Origin of the sequence: Pseudomonas sp. SCPG-7 (assembly GCF_002156405.1) — a bacterium.
GTDB lineage: Bacteria > Pseudomonadota > Gammaproteobacteria > Pseudomonadales > Pseudomonadaceae > Aquipseudomonas > Aquipseudomonas parakoreensis.
In genome coordinates, this window is record NZ_MVOO01000007.1 from 121,288 (window position 1) to 144,826 (window position 23,539).

The following is a 23,539-nucleotide window of genomic DNA, read 5'->3' on the forward strand; positions in this document are numbered from 1 at the left end:
CAGCGGTTGCTTTCGGTGTTTCAAGGCGTTCAGTGGTCCTTGAAACAGATATGGCGCAGCGGACGGGACTCGAACCCGCGACCCCCGGCGTGACAGGCCGGTATTCTAACCGACTGAACTACCGCTGCGTATCGCTTTGAGCTTGCGCTCAATTAACTCGTTTTGACTGAAAGCTTCGGTGCTTTTCAATCGCGAACCAGACAATGTCTGACTCGTAAAATATGGCGCAGCGGACGGGACTCGAACCCGCGACCCCCGGCGTGCCAGGCCGGTATTCTAACCGACTGAACTACCGCTGCGCGTCGGTGGAGGCACTTTCAGCCTACCTCTTGCTTTCGCAAGTTTCTCGGGAGTGGTGGGTGATGACGGGATCGAACCGCCGACATTCTGCTTGTAAGGCAGACGCTCTCCCAGCTGAGCTAATCACCCGTTTGCATCTCCGAGGCCGCGAAATTTACGCAGGTAGCGAACCTAAGTCAATAGCAGGATTGAAGTTTTTCTGAAAAAGACGAAATTGTTTCCATCCTGCAAGACTGCATTCGCGAGCAAACCCGCACCCAAAGGGAAACGCATTCCTCATGTGGGAGCGGGCTTGCCCGCGAAGACGTCAGTTCATTCAACGCAAATTCAGTAGAAAAAGGCGATCTACTCGCTGTAGATCATCTTTTTCGTCATGCCACCATCCACGACGAATTCCTGCCCGGTCACAAACCCGGCATTGCGCGACAGCAACCACGCCACCATCGCCGCCACATCCTCGACCGTCCCTACCCTGCCCGCCGGATGCTGCGCATGATCGGCATCGGCCAGCGGCTCAGCTCGACGCGCAGAAGGATCCCGAGCATCGATCCAGCCGGGACTGACCGCGTTGACCCGAATCTCCGGCCCAAGACTGATCGCCAACGCATGAGTCAGCGCCAACAACCCGCCCTTGCTCGCCGCATACGCCTCGGAATCTGCCTCCGACTGCCGCGCACGGGTCGAGGCCAGATTGACGATCGAACCGTTGTGCGCGCGCAGATACGGCGCACAGTGCTTGGCCAGCAGCATTGGCCCGCTGAGATTCACCGCCAGCACCCGATTCCAGTACGCCAGATCCAGACTTTCCAGGGTGATGTTGTGCGGATCAGCCACCGCCGCGTTGCACACCAACGCATCGAGACGACCGAATTGCCCAAGCACTTCAGCAACACCCAATGCCACCTGACTTTCGTCCGCCACATCCATGGCAATGAACCAGGCATTCTCGCCCAGCACCTTCGCCACTTTCGAACCGCGTGCGCGATCGAGATCGGTCAGCACCACTTGCCAGCCTTCGCTGATCAGCCAGGCCGCAATGCCCAGACCGATGCCACGCGCGGCGCCGGTGACCAGCGCCACGCGGCCATGGGTACCCGCCGTCGGCGTCGACAACTCGATCACAACGCCGCCAGACCGCGCGACAGGTCGGCCTGCAGGTCCGCCACGTCTTCCAGACCGACCGCAATGCGGATCAGGCTGTCACGAATCCCCGCCGCCTCACGCTCCTGCGGCGCCAGACGGCCGTGGGAGGTGGTGCTCGGATGGGTGATGGTGGTTTTGCTGTCACCAAGGTTGGCAGTGATCGAGATCAAGCGGGTGGCATCGATAAAGCGCCATGCGCCCTCTTTGCCGCCCTTGACCTCGAAACTGACTACCGCACCGAAGCCCTTCTGCTGACGCTGGGCCAGTTCGTGCTGCGGATGACTCTTGAGACCGGCGTAATGCACCTTCTCGATGCCTTCCTGCTGCTCCAGCCATTCGGCCAGTTGCTGAGCGTTGGCGCAGTGCGCCTTCATCCGTAGATTCAGGGTTTCCAGACCCTTGAGGAAGATCCACGCGTTAAACGGGCTCAGGGTCGGCCCGGCGGTGCGCAGGAAGCCTACGACTTCTTTCATCTGTTCGCTGCGACCGGCTACCACACCGCCCATGCAGCGGCCCTGGCCGTCGATGAACTTGGTCGCCGAGTGCACGACAATGTCCGCACCGAGTTTCAGCGGCTGCTGCAGCGCAGGCGTGCAGAAGCAGTTGTCGACCACCAGCATCGCGCCTTTGGCGTGAGCGATTTCCGCCAGCGCGGTGATATCCACCAGCTCGGCCAACGGATTGGACGGCGACTCGACGAATAGCAGCTTGGTGTTCGGCTTGATCGCCGCATCCCAACCTGACAGATCGGCCAGCGGCACATAGTCGACTTGCACACCGAAACGCTTGAAGTACTTTTCGAACAGGCTGATGGTCGAACCGAACACACTGCGCGACACCAGCACGTGATCGCCGGCGCTGCACAGGCTCATCACCACCGCCATGATCGCGGCCATGCCCGTGGCAGTGGCGACCGCTTGCTCGGCGCCCTCCAGCGCAGCAATACGTTCCTCGAACGCGCGCACAGTCGGGTTGGTGTAACGCGAGTAAACGTTGCCCGGCACTTCCCCGGCAAAGCGCGCGGCCGCGTCGGCGGCGGTGCGGAACACATAGCTGGAAGTGAAGAACATCGGATCACCGTGTTCGCCTTCCGGCGTACGGTGCTGACCGGCACGTACGGCCAGGGTATCGAACGCTACGCCTTCGAGGTCGCTGTCCAGCCGACCGGCATCCCATTCCTGACTCATGCTGTCACTCCTTGCCCTGTTCTGAATAAATGAAAGTCTTTTGCCAGATACAAAACCGGCCCCTCAGGGCCGGCAGAAACTCAGTTGTTGTACAGATCGATGATCGCACTGACCGCCTGGGTCTTGACCTTGGAGGCGTCGTTGCGTGCCTGCTCGATCTTGTCCAGGTAAGCCTCGTCGACGTCGCCGGTGACGTACTTGCCGTCGAACACCGCGCAATCGAAGTTTTCGATCTTGATCTTGCCGCCACCGACCGCTTCGATCAAGTCAGGCAAGTCCTGATAGATCAGCCAATCTGCGCCGATCAGATCCGCCACGTCCTGAGTCGAACGGTTGTGTGCGATCAGTTCGTGAGCGCTCGGCATGTCGATGCCGTAAACGTTCGGGAAGCGTACGGCCGGGGCCGCCGAGCAGAAGTAGACGTTTTTCGCGCCGGCTTCGCGGGCCATCTGAATGATCTGCTTGCAGGTGGTGCCGCGCACGATCGAGTCGTCGACCAGCATCACGTTCTTGCCGCGGAATTCCAGCTCGATGGCGTTGAGCTTCTGGCGAACCGACTTCTTGCGCGCCGCCTGGCCCGGCATGATGAAGGTCCGGCCGATGTAACGGTTCTTGACGAAACCTTCGCGGAATTTCACGCCCAGATGGTTCGCCAGCTCCAGCGCGGCGGTGCGGCTGGTGTCCGGAATCGGGATGACCACGTCGATGTCGTGCTCCGGACGCTCGCGCAGGATCTTCTCGGCGAGTTTCTCGCCCATGCGCAGACGCGCCTTGTAAACCGACACGCCGTCGATAATCGAATCCGGACGCGCCAGGTAAACGTGTTCGAAGATGCACGGGGTCAGGGACGGGTTGGTCGCGCACTGACGGGTGTGCAGCTTGCCGTCTTCAGTGATGTAGACCGCTTCGCCCGGGGCCAGATCGCGGATCAGGGTGAAACCGAGCACGTCCAGCGACACGCTTTCGGAAGCGATCATGTACTCGACGCCTTCGTCGGTGTGACGCTGGCCAAACACGATCGGACGGATGCCGTGCGGATCACGGAAACCGACGATGCCGTAACCGGTGATCATCGCTACCACCGCGTAACCGCCGACGCAACGGTTGTGCACGTCGGTCACGGCGGCAAACACGTCTTCTTCGGTCGGCTGCAGCTTGCCGCGCTGGGCCAGCTCATGGGCGAACACGTTGAGCAGCACTTCCGAGTCGGAACTGGTGTTGACGTGTCGCAGGTCGGATTCGTAGATTTCCTTGGCCAACTGTTCAACGTTGGTCAGGTTGCCGTTGTGCGCCAGGGTGATGCCGTAAGGCGAGTTGACGTAAAACGGCTGCGCTTCGGCCGAGGTCGAGCTGCCGGCAGTCGGGTAACGGACGTGGCCGATCCCCATGTGGCCGACCAGGCGCTGCATGTGACGCTGGTGAAACACGTCACGCACCAGACCATTGTCCTTGCGCAAGAACAACCGGCCATCATGGCTGGTCACGATACCGGCAGCGTCCTGGCCGCGGTGCTGGAGCACGGTTAGCGCGTCATACAGCGCCTGATTGACGTTCGACTTACCGACGATACCGACGATGCCACACATGCGACGCAACCCCTACTTAATGGATCTGAACTGAACAACACTCACTGAGGCGTTTTGGCCGACGGCAAGAGTTGCTCCTTGAACGGAATATCAGCGGGTACGCTGATTCCGCTGGCAAGCCACTGACTGCTCCACCCGAGAATCAGGTTTTTGGACCAGTCGGCGACCAATAGAAACTTTGGCACGAGCTGTGATTCTTTCCACCACCCGTCCTGCTGTACCGGCCCCAGGCTCAACAGCCCGACTGCCACGACCACCAGCAACACGCCACGCGCCGCGCCGAAGGCCATGCCCAGGAATCGGTCGGTGCCAGACAACCCGGTCACGCGCACCAACTCGCCGATAAGATAATTGATCATTGCGCCCACGATCAGTGTGGCGACAAACATGATGGCACAGCCCGCGATCACGCGAGCCGATGGGGTTTCGATGTATCCGGCGAGGTACTCGGACAGTGAGCCACCGAACATCCAGGCAACCGCTCCTGCGATGATCCAAGTCACCAGCGATAATGCTTCCTTGACGAAGCCGCGGCTCAAACTGATCAAAGCGGAGATGGCGATGATTGCAACGATCGCCCAGTCAACCAGGGTAAATGGCACAGTGCAGCCTACAGACGGATAAGGCGGCGCATTTTAGCAGAGCGCACCGCTGTCGGTAAGCTGCGATTTTCAGTGCATTTCAATCGAATCGATAGATCCTAGCCGCGCTCGGGCTGAAAGCGCACGACAAAACCCTTGAGGTTCTGCTGACGGCTCAACACATCCCGCAGGCGATCAGCCTCGGCACGTTCGATCAGCGGCCCGACGAACACCCGATTCTTGCCATCGGCGGAACGGATGTAAGCGTTGTAGCCTTGGCTGCGCAGGGTTTTCTGCAGCGATTCCGCGCCCTCTCGGCTCGACAGGCTGGCCAGTTGCACCGACCAGCTGACCGACAGACCGTTCGCATCGACCCGGCTTTGCGCGGTGTCAGGTTTGGTCGCAGCCGCAGCAATCGGCTGAGCCGGTGCCGGAGCAGGTTTGGCAACGGGCGCAGGCGCAACCGGTTTGGCTGCCGGAGCCGGGGTCGGCGCGGGTGCCGGTGCAGGTGCTGCGGCAATCGGCATCGACGGCGCCGATTGCTCGGCCACTTCGTCATCGCTCGGTACCGGCTCCTGCGGCAGCGCTTGCGGCTCAGGCACGGCCACCGGCTCGAGCTGCACTTGCGGCACAGCCGGCGCTTGCGGTGCAGATGGCGCCTCGACTGTCACTTGACGTTGCTCGTCCTGGCGGGAAAACAGCATCGGCAGGAAAATCACCGCCAGTGCCACCAGCACCAGGGCGCCAACCATGCGCTGCTTGTACGCTTTATCCAGCAAAGCCATTTGCCGCTTCCTCCGTGGAGCGCCGGGCCAGCCATTCAAGGGCCTCGGCGACACAATAAAATGATCCGAACAACAGAATCTCGTCGTCACTGGTGGCCGCTGCGCACTGCCCTTCCAGCGCCGCCGCGACACTGTCATAGGACGTGACGGATGCGCCAAGGTTCTGCAACCCGGCGTGCAATTCGCTGACCGGGCGCGAACGCGGCGAATCCAGCGGCGCGACCGCCCAATGCTGGACACTAGCATTCAATTCGCCGACAACACCATCCAGATCCTTGTCGGCCAGCAAGCCGAACACCGCCAGACGTTTGCCCGCCAGAGGCCGACTGGCCAGACGCCGCGCCAGATACTCCGCCGCGTGCGGGTTGTGTCCCACATCCAGCAGCAGGTTCAGGCGCTTGCTATTGAAGTCAAAGGAGCGACGATCCAGACGCCCGACCACGCGAGTCGCCTGCAAGGCTGCAACGATCTGCGACGCATCCCAAGGCAGACCGAGCAACAGATACGCCTGCAAGGCCAGCGCAGCGTTTTCCATCGGCAGATCGAGCAACGGCAAATCATGCAGTTCGACCTGCAGGCCTTGCGCATCGGTACCGCGCCATTGCCAATGCTGGTCAGTGACACCCAGGTCGAAATCACGCCCACGCAGGAAAAACGGACACGCCAATTCGCGCGCCTTGTCGAGCAACGGTTGCGGAGGATTCAGGTCACCACACAAGGCAGGTTTGCCCTGACGGAAAATCCCGGCCTTCTCGAAAGCCACGGATTCACGGGTGTTACCCAGGTATTCGGCATGATCAACGCCAATGCTGGTGACCAGCGCGACATCGGCATCTACCACATTGACCGTATCCAGACGCCCGCCCAGACCGACTTCCAGCACCACAGCGTCAAGTTTTGCCTGTTGAAACAGCCAGAACGCCGCCAGGGTGCCCATTTCGAAGTAAGTCAGGGAAGTGTCGCCTCGCCCGGCCTCGACTGCAGCGAAGGCCTCGCACAGCTGTGCGTCAGTGGCTTCGACGCCATTGAGCTGCACCCGCTCGTTGTAACGCAGCAGGTGCGGAGAATTGTAGACACCCACGCTCAGGCCCTGCGCCCGTAGCAATGAAGCCACGAAAGCGCAGGTCGAACCCTTGCCGTTGGTGCCGGTGACCGTGATCACCCGAGGCGCCGGCTGGCCCAGTCCCATGCGGGACGCTACCTGTTGCGAACGCTCCAGCCCCATGTCGATGGCCGATGGATGCAACTGTTCAAGGTAGGCGAGCCATTCGCCAAGGGTACGTTCGGTCATACGTTGGCAGGCACCGGTGGAACGACGATTGGCTCGACAGGAGCGGCGACATAGGTCGGTGTCGGCTGGCCGGTCAGCTGCGCCAGCAGATTACCCAGGCGTGGACGCAGTTCACGACGATCGATGATCAGGTCGATTGCGCCATGCTCCAGCAGGAACTCGCTGCGCTGGAAGCCTTCCGGCAGTTTTTCCCGCACGGTCTGCTCGATCACGCGCGGACCGGCGAAGCCGATCAGGGCTTTTGGCTCACCGACGATCACGTCGCCGAGCATCGCCAGACTGGCAGAAACACCGCCGTAGACCGGATCGGTCAGCACAGAGATGAACGGAATGCCTTCTTCACGCAGACGCGCCAGTACGGCCGACGTCTTGGCCATCTGCATCAGCGAGATCAGCGCTTCCTGCATGCGCGCACCACCGGAGGCGGCGAAGCAGATCATCGGGCAACGGTTTTCCAGGGCGTAGTTGGCGGCGCGCACGAAGCGCTCACCGACGATGGCACCCATGGAACCGCCCATGAAGTTGAATTCGAACGCCGAGACCACCACCGGCATGCCCAGCAAGGTGCCGCTGACGGAGATCAGCGCGTCCTTTTCGCCGGTCTGCTTCTGTGCAGCGACCAGACGGTCCTTGTACTTCTTGCCGTCGCGGAATTTCAGACGGTCAACCGGCTCCAGGTCTGCGCCCAGCTCGTTGCGGCCTTCGGCATCCAGGAAGATGTCGATACGCGCCCGTGCGCCGATGCGCATGTGGTGGTTGCACTTGGGGCAAACATCCAGGGTCTTTTCCAGCTCAGGGCGATACAGCACAGCCTCGCAGGACGGGCATTTGTGCCACAGACCTTCAGGCACCGAGCTCTTCTTGACCTCCGACCGCATGATCGAAGGGATCAGTTTGTCTACCAACCAGTTGCTCATGCTTTCTTTCTCCAGTACCGGCGGCCCGAACGCTCTGGTTCGCAGCCCCGCGTATGCCCTTCAGCTAAATTCATGTGTGTGGCGATGGTTGGTGGAACGCCGCGGTCAGCGCGAAACATGACCTGCGTGCAACTCCAGAAACCCTCAGCCTCGCCTGCTTTGTGCAAGTGCATTGATGGACGGCGGCAGACTGCCAGCCGTCACATCGAAGTAGACGCTCCCTGCGAGCTGCTGCGTACGGCATTGATGAACGCGCGGATCTTCGCAGGATCCTTGATGCCCTTGCTCGCCTCTACCCCGCCGCTGACATCGACGGCGTACGGTTTGACCCGGGCCACAGCGTCGGCGACGTTTTCCGGGGTCAGGCCACCCGCCAGGATCAGCGGCTTGCTCAATTGCCGCGGAATCAATGACCAGTCGAACGCCTCACCGGTTCCGCCGGGCACACCTTCGACGTAGGTGTCGAGCAGCACACCGCTGGCACTCGGATAAACATCGACGGCAGCCGCGATGTCGTCGCCGGCCTTGACCCGCAATGCCTTGATGTACGGACGATGCCAGCCTTCGCACTCTTCAGCGGTCTCGTCGCCATGGAACTGCAACAGATCCAGCGGCACGGCATCGAGGATTTCCCCCAATTCACAGCGACTGGCGTTGACGAACAAGCCCACCGTCGTCACGAAGGGCGGCAAAGCCTGAATGATCGCCCTTGCCTGCTGCACGCTCACTGCGCGCGGACTCTTTGCATAAAACACGAAACCGATCGCATCCGCCCCGGCCTCGACCGCTGCCAACGCATCCTCTATGCGGGTAATCCCGCAAATCTTGCTGCGAACGGCTGACATGTCGATAAAAACCTCAAGGTAAAAACCGGGAAAGTCCCGGATGGTAACAAAAGCGTCGGGAGGCGTCAGCCGTCAAGGTCCGAGAAACCCGTAAGGAAATGTGGCCCGATGAAACGCTCGGGCAGCGGGAACTCGTCGTGATACTCGACCTGTACCAGATACAACCCATACGGATGCGCTGTCACGCCACCGGAGCGCCGCTCCCGGCTCTCCAGCACTTCCTTCATCCACTCCACCGGGCGCTCGCCGGCACCGATGGTCATCAGCACACCGGCGATGTTGCGCACCATGTGGTGCAGGAACGCATTGGCACGGATATCGAGCACGATCATCTTGCCGTGCCGGGTCACGCGCAGGTGATGCATCTTCTTGATCGGCGACTTGGCCTGGCACTGGCCGGCACGGAACGCACTGAAATCGTGGGTGCCAATCAGATATTGCGCAGCTTGCGCCATGCGCTCGACGTCGAGCGGGCGGTGGTTCCAGGTGATCTCTTCATTGAGATGCGCCGGACGAATCTGATCGTTGTAGATCACATAGCGGTAACGTCGGGCGATGGCTTTGAACCGCGCATGAAAATGCGCCGGCATCACCCGCGCCCAACTGACACTGATGTCGTGGGGCAGATTGATATTGGCGCCCATCACCCAGGCTTTCAGCGAACGATCGACCGGCGTGTCGAAGTGCACCACCTGCCCGCACGCATGCACCCCGGCATCGGTGCGACCGGCGCACTGCAGCGAAATCGGCGAATTGGCGACTTTCGACAAGGCTTTTTCAAGCTCTTCCTGCACCGTGGCCACGCCGGTCAACTGACGCTGCCAGCCGCTGTAGCGCGAGCCTTTGTACTCGACGCCCAGTGCCACGCGGTAAAAGCCTTCGGGTGCCATTTCGGCGGCCGGGTTATCTATGTTTGCCAAGGTGGGACAGCCTGCTGATGTACAAAGGCGGGCATTATAAGGCTGTGGGTCGGGGATGCCAGTTTCAAGATCAAAAGATCGCAGCCTTCGGCAGCTCCTACATGAGATTACGTTCCTCTGTAGGAGCTGCCGAAGGCTGCGATCTTTTGATATTAAAAAGCAAACAAAAACGGCAGCCTTGATCGGGCTGCCGTTTTTGCTTTACCGCTGACTCAAGCCAGGTGCGAAAGCATTTCCTTGGCCTCGCCCCGCTGCTTCTCGTCACCTTCGGTCAACACCTCGTTGAGGATGTCGCGCGCGCCGTCATTGTCGCCCATGTCGATGTAGGCCTGGGCCAGATCGAGTTTGGTGGCGGCTTCGTCGGTGCCGGCGAGGAAGTCGAAGTCGTCTGCGCCCAGTTCATCGCCCATGGCCGCGTCGGCTTCGGTGAAGGTCGGCTCGGCGATGCTCTGCGACAGACGATCCAGCTCGGCGTTGACGTCATCCAGCTCTGCCGCGAAGGCATCCGGTTCGGCCGGGTTGGTGTCCATTTCGTCGGCCAGCGACAGATCGAAATCGGCGGGCAGCTCCAGATCGTCCTGTGGCACTTCGCTGGCGACCACAGGCTCGGCCGGCGACAGGTCTTTCACGCCTTCGTCCAGATCCAGCAGGAAGTCATCGTCCGCCAGGTCAGCCATCGGGGCTGGCGCAGGCTCGGCACCGAGGTCCAGATCGAGGTCGAAATCCGACAAGTCGTCGAGGTTCTCTTTGATTTCGGTCTGCTGTTGCAGCACCGACTCAAAGCTCAGATCGTCGTCAGCCGGGAATTCGTCCAGCTCCACCGGGGCTTCAGGTGCGACGACAGGCGCAGGCTCAACCGGGGTGATGTTGTCGAGGTCGTCCAGACTCAGATCGAACGCGCTGTCCAGATCGTCTGCCGCAGGCTCAGGTGCAGGCGCCTCTGGCTCGTCAAGCAGCAGCTCCTTGACGTATTGCGCATCGAGTTCGGCAGCGGCCGCCGCTGAAGCCAGACCCGCAACCGCGACTACAGCCATGGCCGGGAAGCGTTTTTTCAGCTCTTCGACCTTGGCGAAGTTGTCGCCATTGGCCACCAGCTGGCGCTCCTGACCGACGAACGCATCGCGGTCACCCTGTTGACCATAAACTTCCATCAGTTTCAGCCGCAGATCACTGCGTTGCGGTTCAAGACTGACGCCCTCTTCCAGCAGCGCGGCAGCCTGATTCAAGCGACCGGCATTGATATGCGACTGAGCCTTGTCCAGCACGTCATCGGAACGCTCGGCGGCCGGCGCGACCAATGGCGCGGCAATCGGCTCGGCCATCACCACCGGAGCCACTACCGCAGCAGGCGCTGGCGCAGATGCCGGGGTGTTGAGCTTGACGCTGGCGGCAGGTGTTTCCAGACCTTCGAAGCTGCTTTCCGGCAGATCCTGCTCGGCAGAGAACTCCTGCTCTTCAGCCAACGCGCGGGCCATGCGCAGGTGTTTCTCGGCTTCCTGCTGGGCTTTGCGGCGACGGGCCAGCAGCAACAGCAGAAGCAGCAGCACCACCGCACCGCCGCCGATCAGCCCCAGCAGGATCGGATTGGTCAGCAGTTCATTGAAGGTTTTGTCTTCATCGACTACCGGTTTTGGCGCAACCACTGGCGCCTCGGCAGGCGTGTCGACCGGTGGCGCAATCGCCGATTCCGGGGTAGGTGCGGCCTCCGCCGGCGTCGCTGGCGGCGTTGCGGCCAGTTCGGCGGTGATCGCCGGTACGGCAGCGGTGGCGGCTGGCGCAGTGCCCGGACCCTCGGCCTGCATCTTCGCCAGTTGATTGTTTTTCAGCTCGATCAGGCGCTGCAGCTTGTCCAGCTGACTTTGCAGATCAACCATGCGGCTTTTCAGTTCTTCGTTGTCACGACGGGTCGTGTCGAGGCTTTCCTGAGTCACCGCCAGTTTGTTGCTCAAGGCCTTGGCATCGCCGGCCGGGCCTTTGCCCCGCGCCTTGGCACTTTCGGCGGAGACCAGGCTCAAGTTGTCTTTGGAATTCTGGCCGGTGCCGGCGTTGCTGCGACCACGCTTGGTTGCGTCGAGTTGCTGCTGGCCGGTACCCGGCTTGGCCACATAGCGACGGCCCTGACGCCAGGCTTCGTTCTGCGCGGCAACTTCGGCAATCGCCTTGGACTGTGGCAGCGCGGTGCTTTCCACCGAGTCCGGCAGGCGCAGCACCTGACCGGTTTTCAGCCGGTTGATGTTGCCATCGATGAACGCATCCGGATTCAGCGCCTGAATCGCCAGCATGGTTTGCTGCACGGAGCCGCCGGTGCGCGCCTTCGCGGCGATCTCCCACAAGGTATCGCGCGGCGTGGTGGTGTACTGATTCGGGTGCGTGGCGCCGGTGGTCGGTGCGGTGATGGTCTGCGACGGCGCCGGTTGCGCGGCGGCGTCAGCGGTCTGTGGCGAGAATTTCGACGGATCCAGCAGCACACTGTAATCGCGCAGCAGACGGCCATTCGGCCACATCACCTGCACGAGGAATTTCACCATCGGTTCCGACAGCGGCTTGCTCGACGTCACGCGCAGCACGCTCTTGCCGCTGGCGTTGAGCACCGGGGTGAACGTCAGGTCGTTGAGGAAGGCCTGGCGATCAACACCGGCCTTGGCGAAATCTTCGGGTGAAGCCAGGCTCGGCACCACTTCGGCAGCGGTGAGATCCTTGACGTCGAGCAACTCGATCTCGGCCACCAGCGGCTGGTTCAGGGTCGACTTCAGGGTCAGCTCCCCGAGCCCGAGGGCATGCGCCATACCGGAGGACAGCGCCGAGGCGGCCGCTATTGCTAACACCAGTTTGCGAACTTGAACCATAGCCTCATCCTTTGTTTGAACGTTCCTCGGCCAGCGAGAAGATGTTGATTGCCGCTGCCGTAAGGCATTGCGCGCGACGACGACACAAGCCGCGCGCGATCATTTCTTTGATGCCCCGGAAAGTCCCGGAGGGTGACACGTTATCAAGTGCTCCGGGCAAGCATAGCGCTCACCTAGAATCAGTCGACAAATTGTTGCCAAGTATCTTTTACAGCAGGTCTTTTATCAACAATTCAGCAACCTGCACAGCGTTGAGGGCCGCACCTTTGCGTACGTTATCTGACGTCAGCCACAGATTAAGTTCCGCCGGGTCGTCGACACCGGCGCGCACACGGCCAACATAGACAACGTCCTGCCCCACCGCGTCACCCACCGCTGTCGGGTAATCGCCGGCTTCAACCAGCTCGATGCCGGGTGCGTCTTCCAGTGCGGCGTTGACCTTTTCCAGGTCGACCGCGCTCGCTGACTGCAAGGTCACGCTATAGCTATCGCCAAAAAACACCGGGGCTTGAACGCAAGTAGCGGAAATCTTTAATAAAGGCTGCGCCAACACCTGACGCAGCTCGCGCACCAGGCGCTTTTCCAGCAGCGTGTGGCCTTGAGCGTCCGGCGTACCGACCTGGGCCAGCAGGTTGAAGGCCATCTGCCGATCGAAGAAGGTCGGCTCCAGCGGACGCATGTTCAGCAACTCGGCGGTCTGCCGCGCCAGCTCGGTCACAGCTTCGCGACCTTGGGCGGATACGGCCAGATTGGCGGTGACGTTGACGTATTGCAGGTCGAGCAAATCGAGCAGCGGCGCCAGCACCACGGCAAGCGTCGTCGCCGACGGGCTTGGGCTGCTGATCTGGAACGGCGCGCTCAGACCGGCGATGACCTCGGCGTTGGCTTCCGGCACCACTTGCGGCGCCTGCTCGGCCGGCAATGCGCCGGACAGGTCGATCAGCGAGCAACCGGCCGCGTGGGCACGCGCCGCGTAGCTCAGGGAAACGGCAGCGCCAGCGGCGAAGAACACCAGTTTGACCTTGCTGAAATCGAACTCGTCGACTTCCCGCACGCGCACGTTCTTGTTGCGAAACAGCACCGAGCTGCCAGCGGATTCGCTGCTGGCCAGCAGGTGCAGGTTACCGACCGGAAAGTCGCGCTCTTCGAGAATCTGTACGAGGGTTTCGCCGACAGTACCGGTGGCGCCGACGACGGCAATATCAAGGGTCTGGGTCATGGTTCTACCTCTGGCGAAACGGGGGGAGCGGCACTTTACCGGGTGACTGGCGGTTCGGCAATTTAGAGCAAAAGATCGCAGCCTTCGGCAGCTCCTACAGGAGTTGCGTGTGAACCCGATTCTGTAGGAGCTGCCGAAGGCTGCGATCTTTTAAAATGCCATAAAAAAACCCGCACCTCTCACAAGGCACGGGTTCTTTCATTACATCAAGCGATCAACGCTCAAGCAGGATCCGCAGCATGCGACGCAGCGGTTCGGCCGCGCCCCACAGCAGTTGGTCGCCGACGGTGAAGGCACCGACGAATTGCGAGCCCATGTTCAGCTTGCGCAGACGACCCACCGGGACGTTCAGGGTGCCGGTGACCTTGGTCGGACTCAGCTCCTGCATGCTGATGTCGCGGTTGTTCGGTACCAGTTTGACCCAAGGGTTGTGCTGGCTGATCAGCCCTTCGATGTCGGCGATCGGCACGTCTTTGTTCAGCTTGATGGTCAGCGCCTGGCTGTGGCAACGCATGGCGCCGATGCGCACGCAGATACCGTCGACCGGGATCGGGCTCTTGAAGCGGCCAAGGATCTTGTTGGTCTCGGCCTGGGCCTTCCACTCTTCACGGCTCTGGCCGTTCGGCAGTTCCTTGTCGATCCACGGGATCAGGCTGCCGGCCAGCGGTACGCCGAAGTTCTCGGTCGGGTACGCGTCGCTGCGCATGGCTTCGGCCACACGACGGTCGATGTCGAGGATCGCGCTGGCCGGGTCGGCCAGTTGATCGGCGACAGCGGCGTGGGTCGCGCCCATCTGCTTGATCAGTTCACGCATGTTCTGCGCGCCGGCACCGGAGGCCGCCTGATACGTCATGGCGCTCATCCACTCGACCAGACCGGCCTCGAACAGACCGCCCAGGCCCATCAGCATCAGGCTGACGGTGCAGTTGCCGCCGATGTAGTTCTTGGTGCCCGCATCCAGCTGCTGGTCGATGACCTTGCGATTGACCGGGTCGAGAATGATCACGGCGTCATCGTTCATGCGCAGGCTGGACGCCGCGTCGATCCAGTAACCCTGCCAGCCGGCTTCGCGCAGCTTCGGGAACACTTCGCTGGTGTAGTCGCCGCCCTGGCAGGTCAGGATCACGTCGAGGGTTTTCAGCTCTTCAATGCTGTAAGCGTCCTTGAGCGGAGCAATGTCCTTGCCCACGGACGGGCCTTGGCCACCGACATTGGAAGTGGTGAAAAACACCGGCTCGATAAGATCGAAATCCTGCTCTTCCAGCATCCGCTGCATGAGCACGGAACCGACCATGCCGCGCCAACCGATCAGACCTACACGTTTCATCGCAACTACACCTTCTTGAAAAGTGGGCCGCTGCTTTGTATTGAATTTCGCAGCGGGCCCGAGAGATTACAGATTCCGCAGCGCGGCGACTACTGCGTCACCCATTTCCTGCGTTCCGACTTTGGTACAACCGGCCGAATAGATGTCACCGGTACGCAAGCCTTGATCCAGCACCACGCTGACGGCTTTCTCGATGGCATCGGCCGCGTCGTGCAGATTGAAGCTGTAACGCAGCATCATCGACACCGACAGAATGGTCGCCAACGGGTTGGCAATGCCTTTGCCGGCGATGTCCGGCGCCGAACCGTGGCAAGGCTCGTACATGCCCTTGTTGTTCGAATCCAGCGAAGCCGACGGCAGCATGCCGATCGATCCGGTAAGCATCGAGGCTTCGTCGGAGAGAATGTCGCCGAACATGTTGTCGGTGACGATCACGTCGAACTGCTTCGGTGCGCGCACCAGTTGCATGGCGGCGTTGTCGACGTACATGTGGCTCAGTTCGACTTCAGGGTAATCCTTGGCGACCTGCTCGACCACTTCACGCCACAGTTGGCTGGACGCCAGCACGTTGGCCTTGTCCACCGAGCACAGCTTCTTGCCGCGAACCATGGCCATGTCGAAACCGACGCGGGCGATACGGCGGATCTCGCTCTCGCTGTACGGCAGGGTGTCGTAGGACTGACGCTCGCCGTTTTCCAGGGTGCGGGTGCCGCGTGGCGCGCCGAAGTAGATGCCGCCGGTCAGCTCACGGACGATCAGGATGTCCAGACCGGCCACGATTTCCGGCTTCAGGCTCGAAGCGTCGGCCAGTTGCGGGTAGAGGATCGCCGGACGCAGGTTGCCGAACAGGCCCAGTTGCGCACGAATCTTCAGCAGGCCGCGCTCAGGGCGGATGTCGCGCTCGATGGCGTCCCATTTCGGACCGCCCACGGCGCCCAGCAGGACGGCGTCGGCAGCACGGGCGCGGTCGAGGGTTTCGTCGGCCAGTGGCACGCCGTGCTTGTCGATGGCGGCACCACCGATCACATCATGACTCAGCTCGAAGCCCAGGCTGTACTTGTCGTTGGCCAGCTCCAGCACCTTGACCGCTTCGGCCATGATTTCCGGACCAATACCGTCACCTGGGAGAATCAGAATCTGCTTGCTCATGCTTTCCTCATGTCATCAGTCGGTGCGCCACTCAGGGCGCGCCCGGAAAAATTCTTATCGCTCAGCCATCAATACGATTACATCTGTACTGAACGAGCCGTCGGCATCAATCTCAAAATATTCGCGCACTTCGTTGCCCATCGACTGCTGCAACTGGCGGATCGCCCCGCGCATCACCTCGGGCGTGCGCATGCGCTCGACCCAGCTGCTGTACTCCAGACGCAGACGCTGACGCGTGGTGCTGCGGGTATGCAGCCCGGCCTCGCTGACCTGACGCAGCCACTCGCCGGCAGAATAATCGCGCACATGGCTGGTGTCGCGCAGCACTTCAACGCTCTGCAGATAGGTGTCGAACAACGGGCTGCCCGGTGACAACACGTCAACGAACGCCGCCACACCACCCGGTTTCAGCACCCGACGCACTTCACGCAGGGCCACGCCGAGGTCGCTCCAATGGTGCGCCGAATAACGGCTGAACACGAAATCGAATTCGCCATCGGCAAACGGCAGGCGCTCGGCGGCGCCGTTGACCGTGGAGATGTTGGCAAAACCGCGATCAACCGCTGCGGCGGCGACCACATCGAGCATTTGCTGCGACAAGTCGTAGGCCACCACTTCCTTGACCAGCGGCGCCACATGAAAACTCACATGACCGGCGCCGCAACCCAGGTCCAGCAGCCGGGCTTCGCCCTGCCCGGCCAGTTCAGCCTGTAGCAGCGCGAACTCGGTGCCTTGAGCGTGAACAGCGCTGCTCAGGTAGGCGGCGGCCTGTTCACCGAATTGCTTTTGTACAACCTGACTGTGCTGGGCGGTGCTGGTCATAGTCACTTCCTGGCATTTGTGTTGTTTGGGCCGGCCTCTTCGCGAGCAAGCCCGCTCCCACAGGGGAATGCATTTCAAATGTGGGAGCGAGCTTGCTCGCGAAGGGGCCAGCCCTGACTACATCAATCTTATGCGTCGCGGAACAACCAAGGCTGGCTCACACGATGCTTGGCCTCGAACGCGGCAATCGCATCGCCGTCCTGCAAGGTCAGGCCGATATCATCCAGACCATTGAGCAGGCAATGCTTGCGGAACGCGTCGATCTCGAAGTGGTACACCTTGCCGTTCGGGCTGGTCACGGTCTGCTCGTGCAGATCGATCTGCAACTGATAGCCCGGCTCGGCCTCGACCTGCTTGAACAGTTCATCAACTTCAGCGTCGCTCAGAATGATCGGCAGCAAGCCGTTCTTGAAGCTGTTGTTAAAGAAGATGTCGGCGTAGCTCGGCGCGATGATGCTGCGGAAACCGTATTCTTCCAGCGCCCACGGGGCGTGTTCACGGCTGGAGCCGCAACCGAAGTTCTCACGGGCCAGCAACACGCTGGCGCCTTGATAGCGCTCGGCATTGAGCACGAAATCCTTGTTCAACGGGCGCTTGGAGTTGTCCTGGTACGGCTGGCCGACATCCAGGTAACGCCACTCGTCGAACAGGTTCGGGCCGAAACCGGTGCGCTTGATCGACTTCAAAAACTGCTTGGGAATGATCTGGTCGGTGTCGACGTTGGCACGATCCAGAGGCGCGACAAGACCAGTGTGCTGGGTAAAAGCTTTCATGCTGCGCTCTCCTTCAGATCAATTCACGAACGTCGATGAAACGACCGTTCACCGCCGCCGCAGCGGCCATGGCCGGGCTCACGAGGTGGGTACGACCACCGGCGCCCTGACGGCCTTCGAAGTTACGGTTGGAGGTCGAGGCGCAATGCTCGCCGGACTCCAAACGGTCCGGGTTCATCGCCAGGCACATCGAGCAACCCGGCTCACGCCACTCAAAACCGGCTTCGAGGAAGATCTTGTCGAGACCTTCGGCTTCCGCCTGCGCCTTCACCAGACCCGAGCCCGGTACGACGATTGCCTGCTTGATCGTCGAAGCGACTTTGCGACCCTTGGCGATCACGGCCGCAGCGCGCAAGTCTTCGATGCGCGAGTTGGTGCAGGAGCCGATGAACACGCGATCCAGCTGAATGTCGGTGATCGCCTGATTGGCGCTCAAACCCATGTATTTCAAGGCGCGGACGATCGAATCGCGCTTGACCAGATCCATCTCTTTGGCCGGATCCGGCACGTTCTGATCAACGGCCAGCACCATTTCAGGCGAAGTGCCCCAGCTGACTTGCGGCTTGATCTGCGCAGCGTCGAGTTCAACTACGGTGTCGAACTTGGCATCAGCGTCGGAGACCAGGTCTTTCCAGGCTTCAACCGCCTGATCCCACTGCGCACCTTTCGGCGCGAACGGACGGCCCTTGACGTACTCGACGGTCTTTTCATCCGCTGCCACCAGACCCACGCGGGCGCCGGCTTCGATGGACATGTTGCAGATGGTCATGCGGCCTTCGACGGACAGATCACGAATCGCGCTGCCGGCGAATTCGATGGCATGGCCGTTACCGCCGGCGGTGCCGATCTTGCCGATCACCGCGAGGACGATGTCCTTGGCCGTCACGCCGAACGGCAACTGGCCTTCGACGCGTACCAGCATGTTTTTCATCTTCTTGGCGACCAGGCACTGGGTGGCGAGCACGTGCTCGACCTCGGAAGTGCCGATCCCGTGCGCCAAGGCACCGAAGGCACCGTGGGTCGAGGTGTGCGAGTCGCCGCAGACCACGGTCATGCCCGGCAAGGTTGCGCCCTGCTCCGGGCTGATCACGTGGACGATGCCCTGACGGATGTCGTTCATCTTGAACTCGACGATGCCGTACTCATCACAGTTGTCATCGAGGGTCTGAACCTGCAAACGCGAGACCTGGTCGGCAATCGCGGCGATGCCGCCCTTGCGCTCCGGTGTGGTCGGTACGTTGTGGTCCGGGGTCGCGATGTTGGCATCGATGCGCCACGGCTTGCGCCCGGCCAGACGCAGGCCTTCGAAGGCTTGCGGCGAGGTCACTTCGTGGATGATGTGACGGTCGATGTAGATCAGCGCCGAGCCATCGTCGCGCTGCTTGACCAAATGCGAATCCCAGAGCTTGTCGTAGAGCGTTTTGCCGGCCATCAGACGGTTCCTCATCAGCTTGTTTCTATGCCCTGGGCTTATCAATAACCCTTTGGCTTGTGAGGCCGATCCTATGGGGTTACATTAAATAACTCAAATTCATATTTTTTATGCTTTGGATAACCAACTGGAATACGAACCATGGATCTGGCCAACCTCAATGCGTTTATCGCCATTGCCGAGACCGGCAGCTTCTCCGGCGCCGGGGAACGCCTGCATCTGACCCAACCGGCGATCAGCAAACGCATCGCCGGGCTGGAACAACAATTGAACGTGCGACTGTTCGACCGCCTGGGTCGTGAAGTCGGCCTCACCGAAGCCGGCCGCGCCCTGTTGCCCCGGGCTTACCAGATTCTCAACGTGCTGGATGATACCCGCCGCGCCCTGACCAACCTGACCGGCGAAGTCAGCGGCCGCCTGACCCTGGCCACCAGTCACCACATCGGTTTGCACCGTTTGCCGCCACTCTTGAGGGAATTCACCCGCCGCTACCCACAAGTGGCGCTGGATATTCAGTTCCTCGATTCGGAAGTGGCCTACGAGGAAATTCTCCACGGCCGCGCCGAGCTGGCGGTAATCACTCTGGCCCCGGAGCCGCACACGCTGGTCAAAGCCACGCCGGTGTGGGACGACCCGCTGGATTTCGTGGTAGCGCCGGAGCATTCGCTGATCAGCAATGGCGCCGTGAGCCTGGCGGACGTTGCCGGTCATCCGGCAGTTTTTCCCGGCGGCAACACCTTTACTCATCACATTGTCCAACGCTTGTTCGAAGCCCAAGGGCTGACGCCGAACATCGCCATGAGCACCAACTACCTGGAAACCATCAAGATGATGGTGTCCATTGGACTGGCCTGGAGTGTTCTGCCCCGTACCATGCTTGACGAACAGGTGGCGCGCATACCTTTGCCGGGCATACAGCTCAGTCGCCAGCTAGGCTATATCGTGCACACCGAACGGACGCTGTCGAATGCGGCAAGGGCTTTCATGGCCTTGCTGGATGCGCAAATCGATCTGCCAGGGACTCCCGGCTAACTTGTGCTACTCCTATAGAGCCGCTGTCCCTGTGCCTAACGCCACCATCAGCTCAAGGCCTGTTAACAATGCCGAAATCTGTTGACCGAATTCCGCCGATGCCGCGTATTCAGGCCATTGATCCGCGACGTTCCGAGCAGAGCTGGGAGAGTGCGCCGCAACTGCTCGCCGCACTCAACGGCGCCCGGCTCGGCGCCTGGTATTGGGACATCGAGCGTGGTCAGATCAGCTGGTCACGGGGCACTCAGGCGCTGTTCGGCTTCGATCCACGTCAACCGTTGCCCCAGGATCTGGAATATCTCGACCTGCTGCCGCCCGAAGACCGGGCGAAAACCGTGCGCGCCTTCCACGCGGTGATTGCCGGCGCGCCGCTGGAACAGGCGATGCACCACCGTATCCGCTGGCCCGACGGCAGCCTGCACTGGCTGGAAATCAGCGGCAGCCTGCTGCCGGACAAAAACGGCCGTCCCCGAATGATCGGGGTGATTCGCGAAATCACCCACCAGCGTCAACGCGAGCAGGCCCTGAGCAGCTCGGAGAAACGTTTCGCCACACTCTTTCATCTTTGCCCGAACATGGTGCTGCTGACGCGCCAGGAAGACGGCCTGATCAGCGAGGCCAACCAGTATTTCGAAAGCTTGTTCGGTTGGCCGGTGCAGAGCGCCATTGGCCGCACCACTCTGGAGCTGGGCCTGTGGGTACACCCCGAACAACGTGCCGAACTGGTGAAAAAGACCAAGGCCAAAGGCGAACTGGTCAGCATGGAAGTGCAGTTTCGCGCCAGCAACGGACAGATTCATGACGGCATTCTCAGCGCGCAGAAGGTCGAGCTCGAAGGCCAGCCGTATCTGCTCAGCACGTTCCTCGACACCACCGAGCGCAAAGCCGCCGAACACGCCTTGAAAGACAGTCAGGAACGCCTTGATCTGGCGCTGGATTCGGCGCAGCTCGGCACCTGGGACTGGCACATTCCCAGCGGCATGCTCTACGGCTCGGCGCGGGCCGCGCAGTTGCACGGGCTGGAACCGATCCCGTTTCACGAGTCATTCGAAGAGTTTTTCGAAGGCGTGCCCGGTGAGGAGCGCGACAGCATGCGCGACGCCTACCGCAGCCTGCGCGAGGGCCCGGCCGGCAACTATCAGCTGACTTATCGCGTGCAACTGCCCGACGGCAGCTCACGTTATCTGGAAAGCCGCGCCCGCCTCTACCGCGACGAGAACGGCGCGCCGCTGCGCATGGCCGGGACCTTGCTGGACATCACCGATCAGGTCGAGCGCGAGCAACGCCTGGTGGCCTCGGAAGAGAAATTCGCCACGCTGTTTCAGGTCAGTCCGGACCCGATTTGCGTCACCCGTCAGGACAGCGGCGAGTTCATCGAAATCAACAACAGCTTCACCCAGACCTTCGGCTGGAGCGCCGCCGACGTGATCGGGCGCACCGCCGAGGACATCGGCCTGTGGGACGCCTCGGCAAAGAGCCTGCAACGCATCGAACGCGTCATCCGCGAACAGGGCCTGAGCAATGTCGCGATCATCGTCCAGCACAAGGACGGCCAGTCGCTGACGTGTGTGATTTCCAGTCGGCAGATCAGCGTCGGCAATCAGCCGTGCATCGTCACCACCCTGCGCGACATCACTCAACAGCAACGCTCCGAGGCCGCACTCAAGGCCAGCGAAGAGAAATTCGCCAAGGCGTTCCACTCCAGCCCCGACGCGATCACCATCACCGAGCGCGACACCGGGCGCTATCTGGAGGTCAACGACGGTTTTTGCCGCCTGACCGGCTATCGCGCCGACGAGGTGGTGGGCAAGACCGTGTATCAGATCGGCATCTGGGCCGAAGAGAAACAACGCTCGGCGCTGCTCGCCGAACTGCAGATCAAGGGTCGCGTGCATCATCAGGAAATGCTCGGACGCAACAAGCGCGGCGAGTTGCTGACGGTGGAGGTGTCGATCGAACCGATCACCCTCAACGAAACCGCGTGCCTGCTGCTGACCGCGCGCGACGTCAGCCTGCTGAAAAATGCCGAGGCGCAGATCCGCCACCTGGCCTATCACGACCCGCTCACCAATCTGCCCAACCGCGCCTTGCTGATGGATCGCCTGAGCCAGCAGATTGCCCTGCTCAAGCGCCACAACCTGCGCGGTGCACTGCTGTTCCTCGACCTCGATCACTTCAAGCACATCAACGACTCGCTGGGTCATCCGGTCGGCGATACGGTGCTGAAAATCATCACCGCGCGGCTTGAAGCCAGCGTGCGCATGGAGGACACGGTGGCGCGTCTCGGCGGCGATGAATTCGTGGTACTGCTCAGCGGCCTCGAAGGCACGCGCAACGAGGTCAGCGCGCAAGTGCGAGAACTGGCCGACACCATTCGCGAGCTGCTGTCGGAGCCGATGTTCCTCGACGGCCAGCGCCTGCAAGTGACACCGAGTATCGGCGTGGCGCTGATTCCCGACCACGGCTCGACCCCGACCGACCTGCTCAAGCGCGCCGACATTGCGCTGTACCGGGCCAAGGACTCCGGGCGCAACACCACGCAGATGTACCACAACACCATGCAGAAAGCGGCCAGCGAACGGCTGCGCATGGAGACTGACTTGCGTCTGGCGCTGTCCCGTGGCGAATTCAACGTGCACTACCAACCGCAGGTCGACGCACAGGACAACCGCATCATTGGCGCCGAAGCGCTGGTGCGCTGGAACCATCCGGAACTGGGCGCGCAATCGCCCACCGAATTCATCAAGGTGCTGGAAGACAGCGGCCTGATTCTGGAAGTCGGCACCTGGATCCTCGACGAGGCCTGCGAGGCGTTCAAACAATTGATCGCGCTGAAACTGGTCGACCCGCTCAACTTCAGCCTGTGCGTGAACATCAGCCCACGACAATTCCGCCAGAACGACTTCGTCGAACGCATCGAACACAGCATGAGCAGCCACGGCCTGCCCTGCTCGCTGCTGAAACTGGAGATCACCGAAGGCATCGTCATCCAGAACCTGGAAGACACCATCAGCAAAATGCGTCGCCTGAAAAAACTCGGCGTGAGCTTCGCCATGGACGATTTCGGCACCGGCTATTCATCGCTGACTTACCTCAAGCGCCTGCCGGTCGATACTCTGAAAATCGACCAGTCGTTCATCCGCGACGCAACCACCGACCCCAACGACGCCGAGATCATCCGCGCTATCGTCGCCATGGCCCGCAGCCTGGAACTGGAGGTGATTGCCGAAGGCGTGGAGACGCCGGAACAACTGGCGTTCCTGCAAGGGCTGGGCTGCCATTTGTATCAGGGCTATCTGCACAGTCGGCCGGTGGCGTTGGAGGCGTTGAAAAAGATGCTCGAATGACGAGCACAAAAAAGGGCGCCAGTGGCGCCCTTCTTTT

The 23,539-nt window shown here is 61.3% G+C and carries 18 protein-coding genes and 3 tRNA genes; 2 read left to right on the forward strand and 19 right to left on the reverse strand.

Translation table 11 applies throughout. The features are described 5' to 3' along the window. Nucleotides 1-51: 51 nt before the first annotated feature. From B1722_RS15160 to leuC, 19 genes are all read right to left on the reverse strand, one after another. Nucleotides 52-128, reverse strand: a tRNA-Asp gene (locus tag B1722_RS15160). A gap of 94 nt (nucleotides 129-222) precedes the next feature. Next, nucleotides 223-299, reverse strand: a tRNA-Ala gene (locus B1722_RS15165). Between the two features lie 54 nt (nucleotides 300-353). Beyond that, nucleotides 354-429, reverse strand: a tRNA-Val gene (locus tag B1722_RS15170). 216 nt (nucleotides 430-645) lie between these two features. Next, nucleotides 646-1,422, reverse strand: a complete 777-nt coding sequence (locus tag B1722_RS15175) for an SDR family oxidoreductase (RefSeq protein WP_041066071.1) — start codon at nucleotides 1,420-1,422, stop codon at nucleotides 646-648. Further along, entirely contained in the window at nucleotides 1,419-2,630 is a 1,212-nt protein-coding gene (locus tag B1722_RS15180; protein ID WP_086793214.1) for an O-succinylhomoserine sulfhydrylase, read from the reverse strand. The genes B1722_RS15175 and B1722_RS15180 overlap by 4 nt, the downstream gene beginning before the upstream one ends. A gap of 80 nt (nucleotides 2,631-2,710) precedes the next feature. Next, on the reverse strand, nucleotides 2,711-4,216 hold the full coding sequence (gene purF, locus B1722_RS15185) for an amidophosphoribosyltransferase (RefSeq protein ID WP_086793216.1): 1,506 nt from the start codon (nucleotides 4,214-4,216) through the stop codon (nucleotides 2,711-2,713). A gap of 41 nt (nucleotides 4,217-4,257) precedes the next feature. Next, nucleotides 4,258-4,818: a CvpA family protein gene (locus B1722_RS15190; protein ID WP_007961197.1), complete on the reverse strand. Its 561-nt coding sequence runs from the start codon at nucleotides 4,816-4,818 to the stop codon at nucleotides 4,258-4,260. Nucleotides 4,819-4,916: 98 nt separating this feature from the next. After that, nucleotides 4,917-5,582, reverse strand: a complete 666-nt coding sequence (locus B1722_RS15195) for an SPOR domain-containing protein (protein ID WP_041066065.1) — start codon at nucleotides 5,580-5,582, stop codon at nucleotides 4,917-4,919. After that, the gene (folC, locus tag B1722_RS15200) at nucleotides 5,566-6,873 is read right to left on the reverse strand and encodes a bifunctional tetrahydrofolate synthase/dihydrofolate synthase (RefSeq protein WP_041066062.1); all 1,308 of its coding nucleotides are present in this window, start codon (nucleotides 6,871-6,873) and stop codon (nucleotides 5,566-5,568) included. Before folC ends, B1722_RS15195 begins: the two co-directional genes overlap by 17 nt. Beyond that, nucleotides 6,870-7,790 carry an acetyl-CoA carboxylase, carboxyltransferase subunit beta gene (gene accD, locus B1722_RS15205; RefSeq protein WP_041066058.1) on the reverse strand — a complete coding sequence of 307 codons (921 nt, stop codon included), beginning with the start codon at nucleotides 7,788-7,790 and terminating at the stop codon, nucleotides 6,870-6,872. Before accD ends, folC begins: the two co-directional genes overlap by 4 nt. Before the next feature lie 200 nt (nucleotides 7,791-7,990). Beyond that, a complete protein-coding gene (locus B1722_RS15210; protein WP_086793218.1) occupies nucleotides 7,991-8,635 on the reverse strand; it encodes a phosphoribosylanthranilate isomerase in 645 nt (214 codons plus the stop codon). 65 nt (nucleotides 8,636-8,700) lie between these two features. Continuing rightward, on the reverse strand, nucleotides 8,701-9,525 hold the full coding sequence (gene truA / locus B1722_RS15215) for a tRNA pseudouridine(38-40) synthase TruA (RefSeq protein WP_041066053.1): 825 nt from the start codon (nucleotides 9,523-9,525) through the stop codon (nucleotides 8,701-8,703). A 242-nt stretch (nucleotides 9,526-9,767) separates the two neighbouring features. Continuing rightward, nucleotides 9,768-12,401 (reverse strand): FimV/HubP family polar landmark protein, encoded by a 2,634-nt coding sequence (locus tag B1722_RS15220; protein ID WP_086793222.1) that lies wholly within the window; start codon nucleotides 12,399-12,401, stop codon nucleotides 9,768-9,770. A 208-nt stretch (nucleotides 12,402-12,609) separates the two neighbouring features. After that, complete coding sequence (locus B1722_RS15225) at nucleotides 12,610-13,620, reverse strand: aspartate-semialdehyde dehydrogenase (RefSeq protein ID WP_041066047.1); 1,011 nt, start codon at nucleotides 13,618-13,620, stop codon at nucleotides 12,610-12,612. Nucleotides 13,621-13,834: 214 nt separating this feature from the next. Further along, the gene (gene asd / locus B1722_RS15230) at nucleotides 13,835-14,947 is read right to left on the reverse strand and encodes an aspartate-semialdehyde dehydrogenase (RefSeq protein WP_003226428.1); all 1,113 of its coding nucleotides are present in this window, start codon (nucleotides 14,945-14,947) and stop codon (nucleotides 13,835-13,837) included. A 66-nt stretch (nucleotides 14,948-15,013) separates the two neighbouring features. Beyond that, nucleotides 15,014-16,096: a 3-isopropylmalate dehydrogenase gene (gene leuB, locus B1722_RS15235; protein ID WP_041066045.1), complete on the reverse strand. Its 1,083-nt coding sequence runs from the start codon at nucleotides 16,094-16,096 to the stop codon at nucleotides 15,014-15,016. A gap of 54 nt (nucleotides 16,097-16,150) precedes the next feature. Next, nucleotides 16,151-16,918 (reverse strand): class I SAM-dependent methyltransferase, encoded by a 768-nt coding sequence (locus B1722_RS15240; RefSeq protein WP_041066042.1) that lies wholly within the window; start codon nucleotides 16,916-16,918, stop codon nucleotides 16,151-16,153. Nucleotides 16,919-17,046: 128 nt separating this feature from the next. Beyond that, nucleotides 17,047-17,691, reverse strand: coding sequence for a 3-isopropylmalate dehydratase small subunit (leuD, locus tag B1722_RS15245; RefSeq protein WP_041066040.1), 645 nt, complete (start codon nucleotides 17,689-17,691; stop codon nucleotides 17,047-17,049). 13 nt (nucleotides 17,692-17,704) lie between these two features. After that, complete coding sequence (leuC, locus tag B1722_RS15250) at nucleotides 17,705-19,123, reverse strand: 3-isopropylmalate dehydratase large subunit (RefSeq protein ID WP_041066037.1); 1,419 nt, start codon at nucleotides 19,121-19,123, stop codon at nucleotides 17,705-17,707. Nucleotides 19,124-19,264: 141 nt separating this feature from the next. Between leuC and B1722_RS15255 the strand changes: the two genes are divergently transcribed. After that, nucleotides 19,265-20,155, forward strand: coding sequence for a LysR family transcriptional regulator (locus B1722_RS15255; protein WP_041066034.1), 891 nt, complete (start codon nucleotides 19,265-19,267; stop codon nucleotides 20,153-20,155). Nucleotides 20,156-20,223: 68 nt separating this feature from the next. After that, complete coding sequence (locus B1722_RS15260) at nucleotides 20,224-23,502, forward strand: PAS domain S-box protein (RefSeq protein WP_041066032.1); 3,279 nt, start codon at nucleotides 20,224-20,226, stop codon at nucleotides 23,500-23,502. Nucleotides 23,503-23,539: the final 37 nt, after the last annotated feature.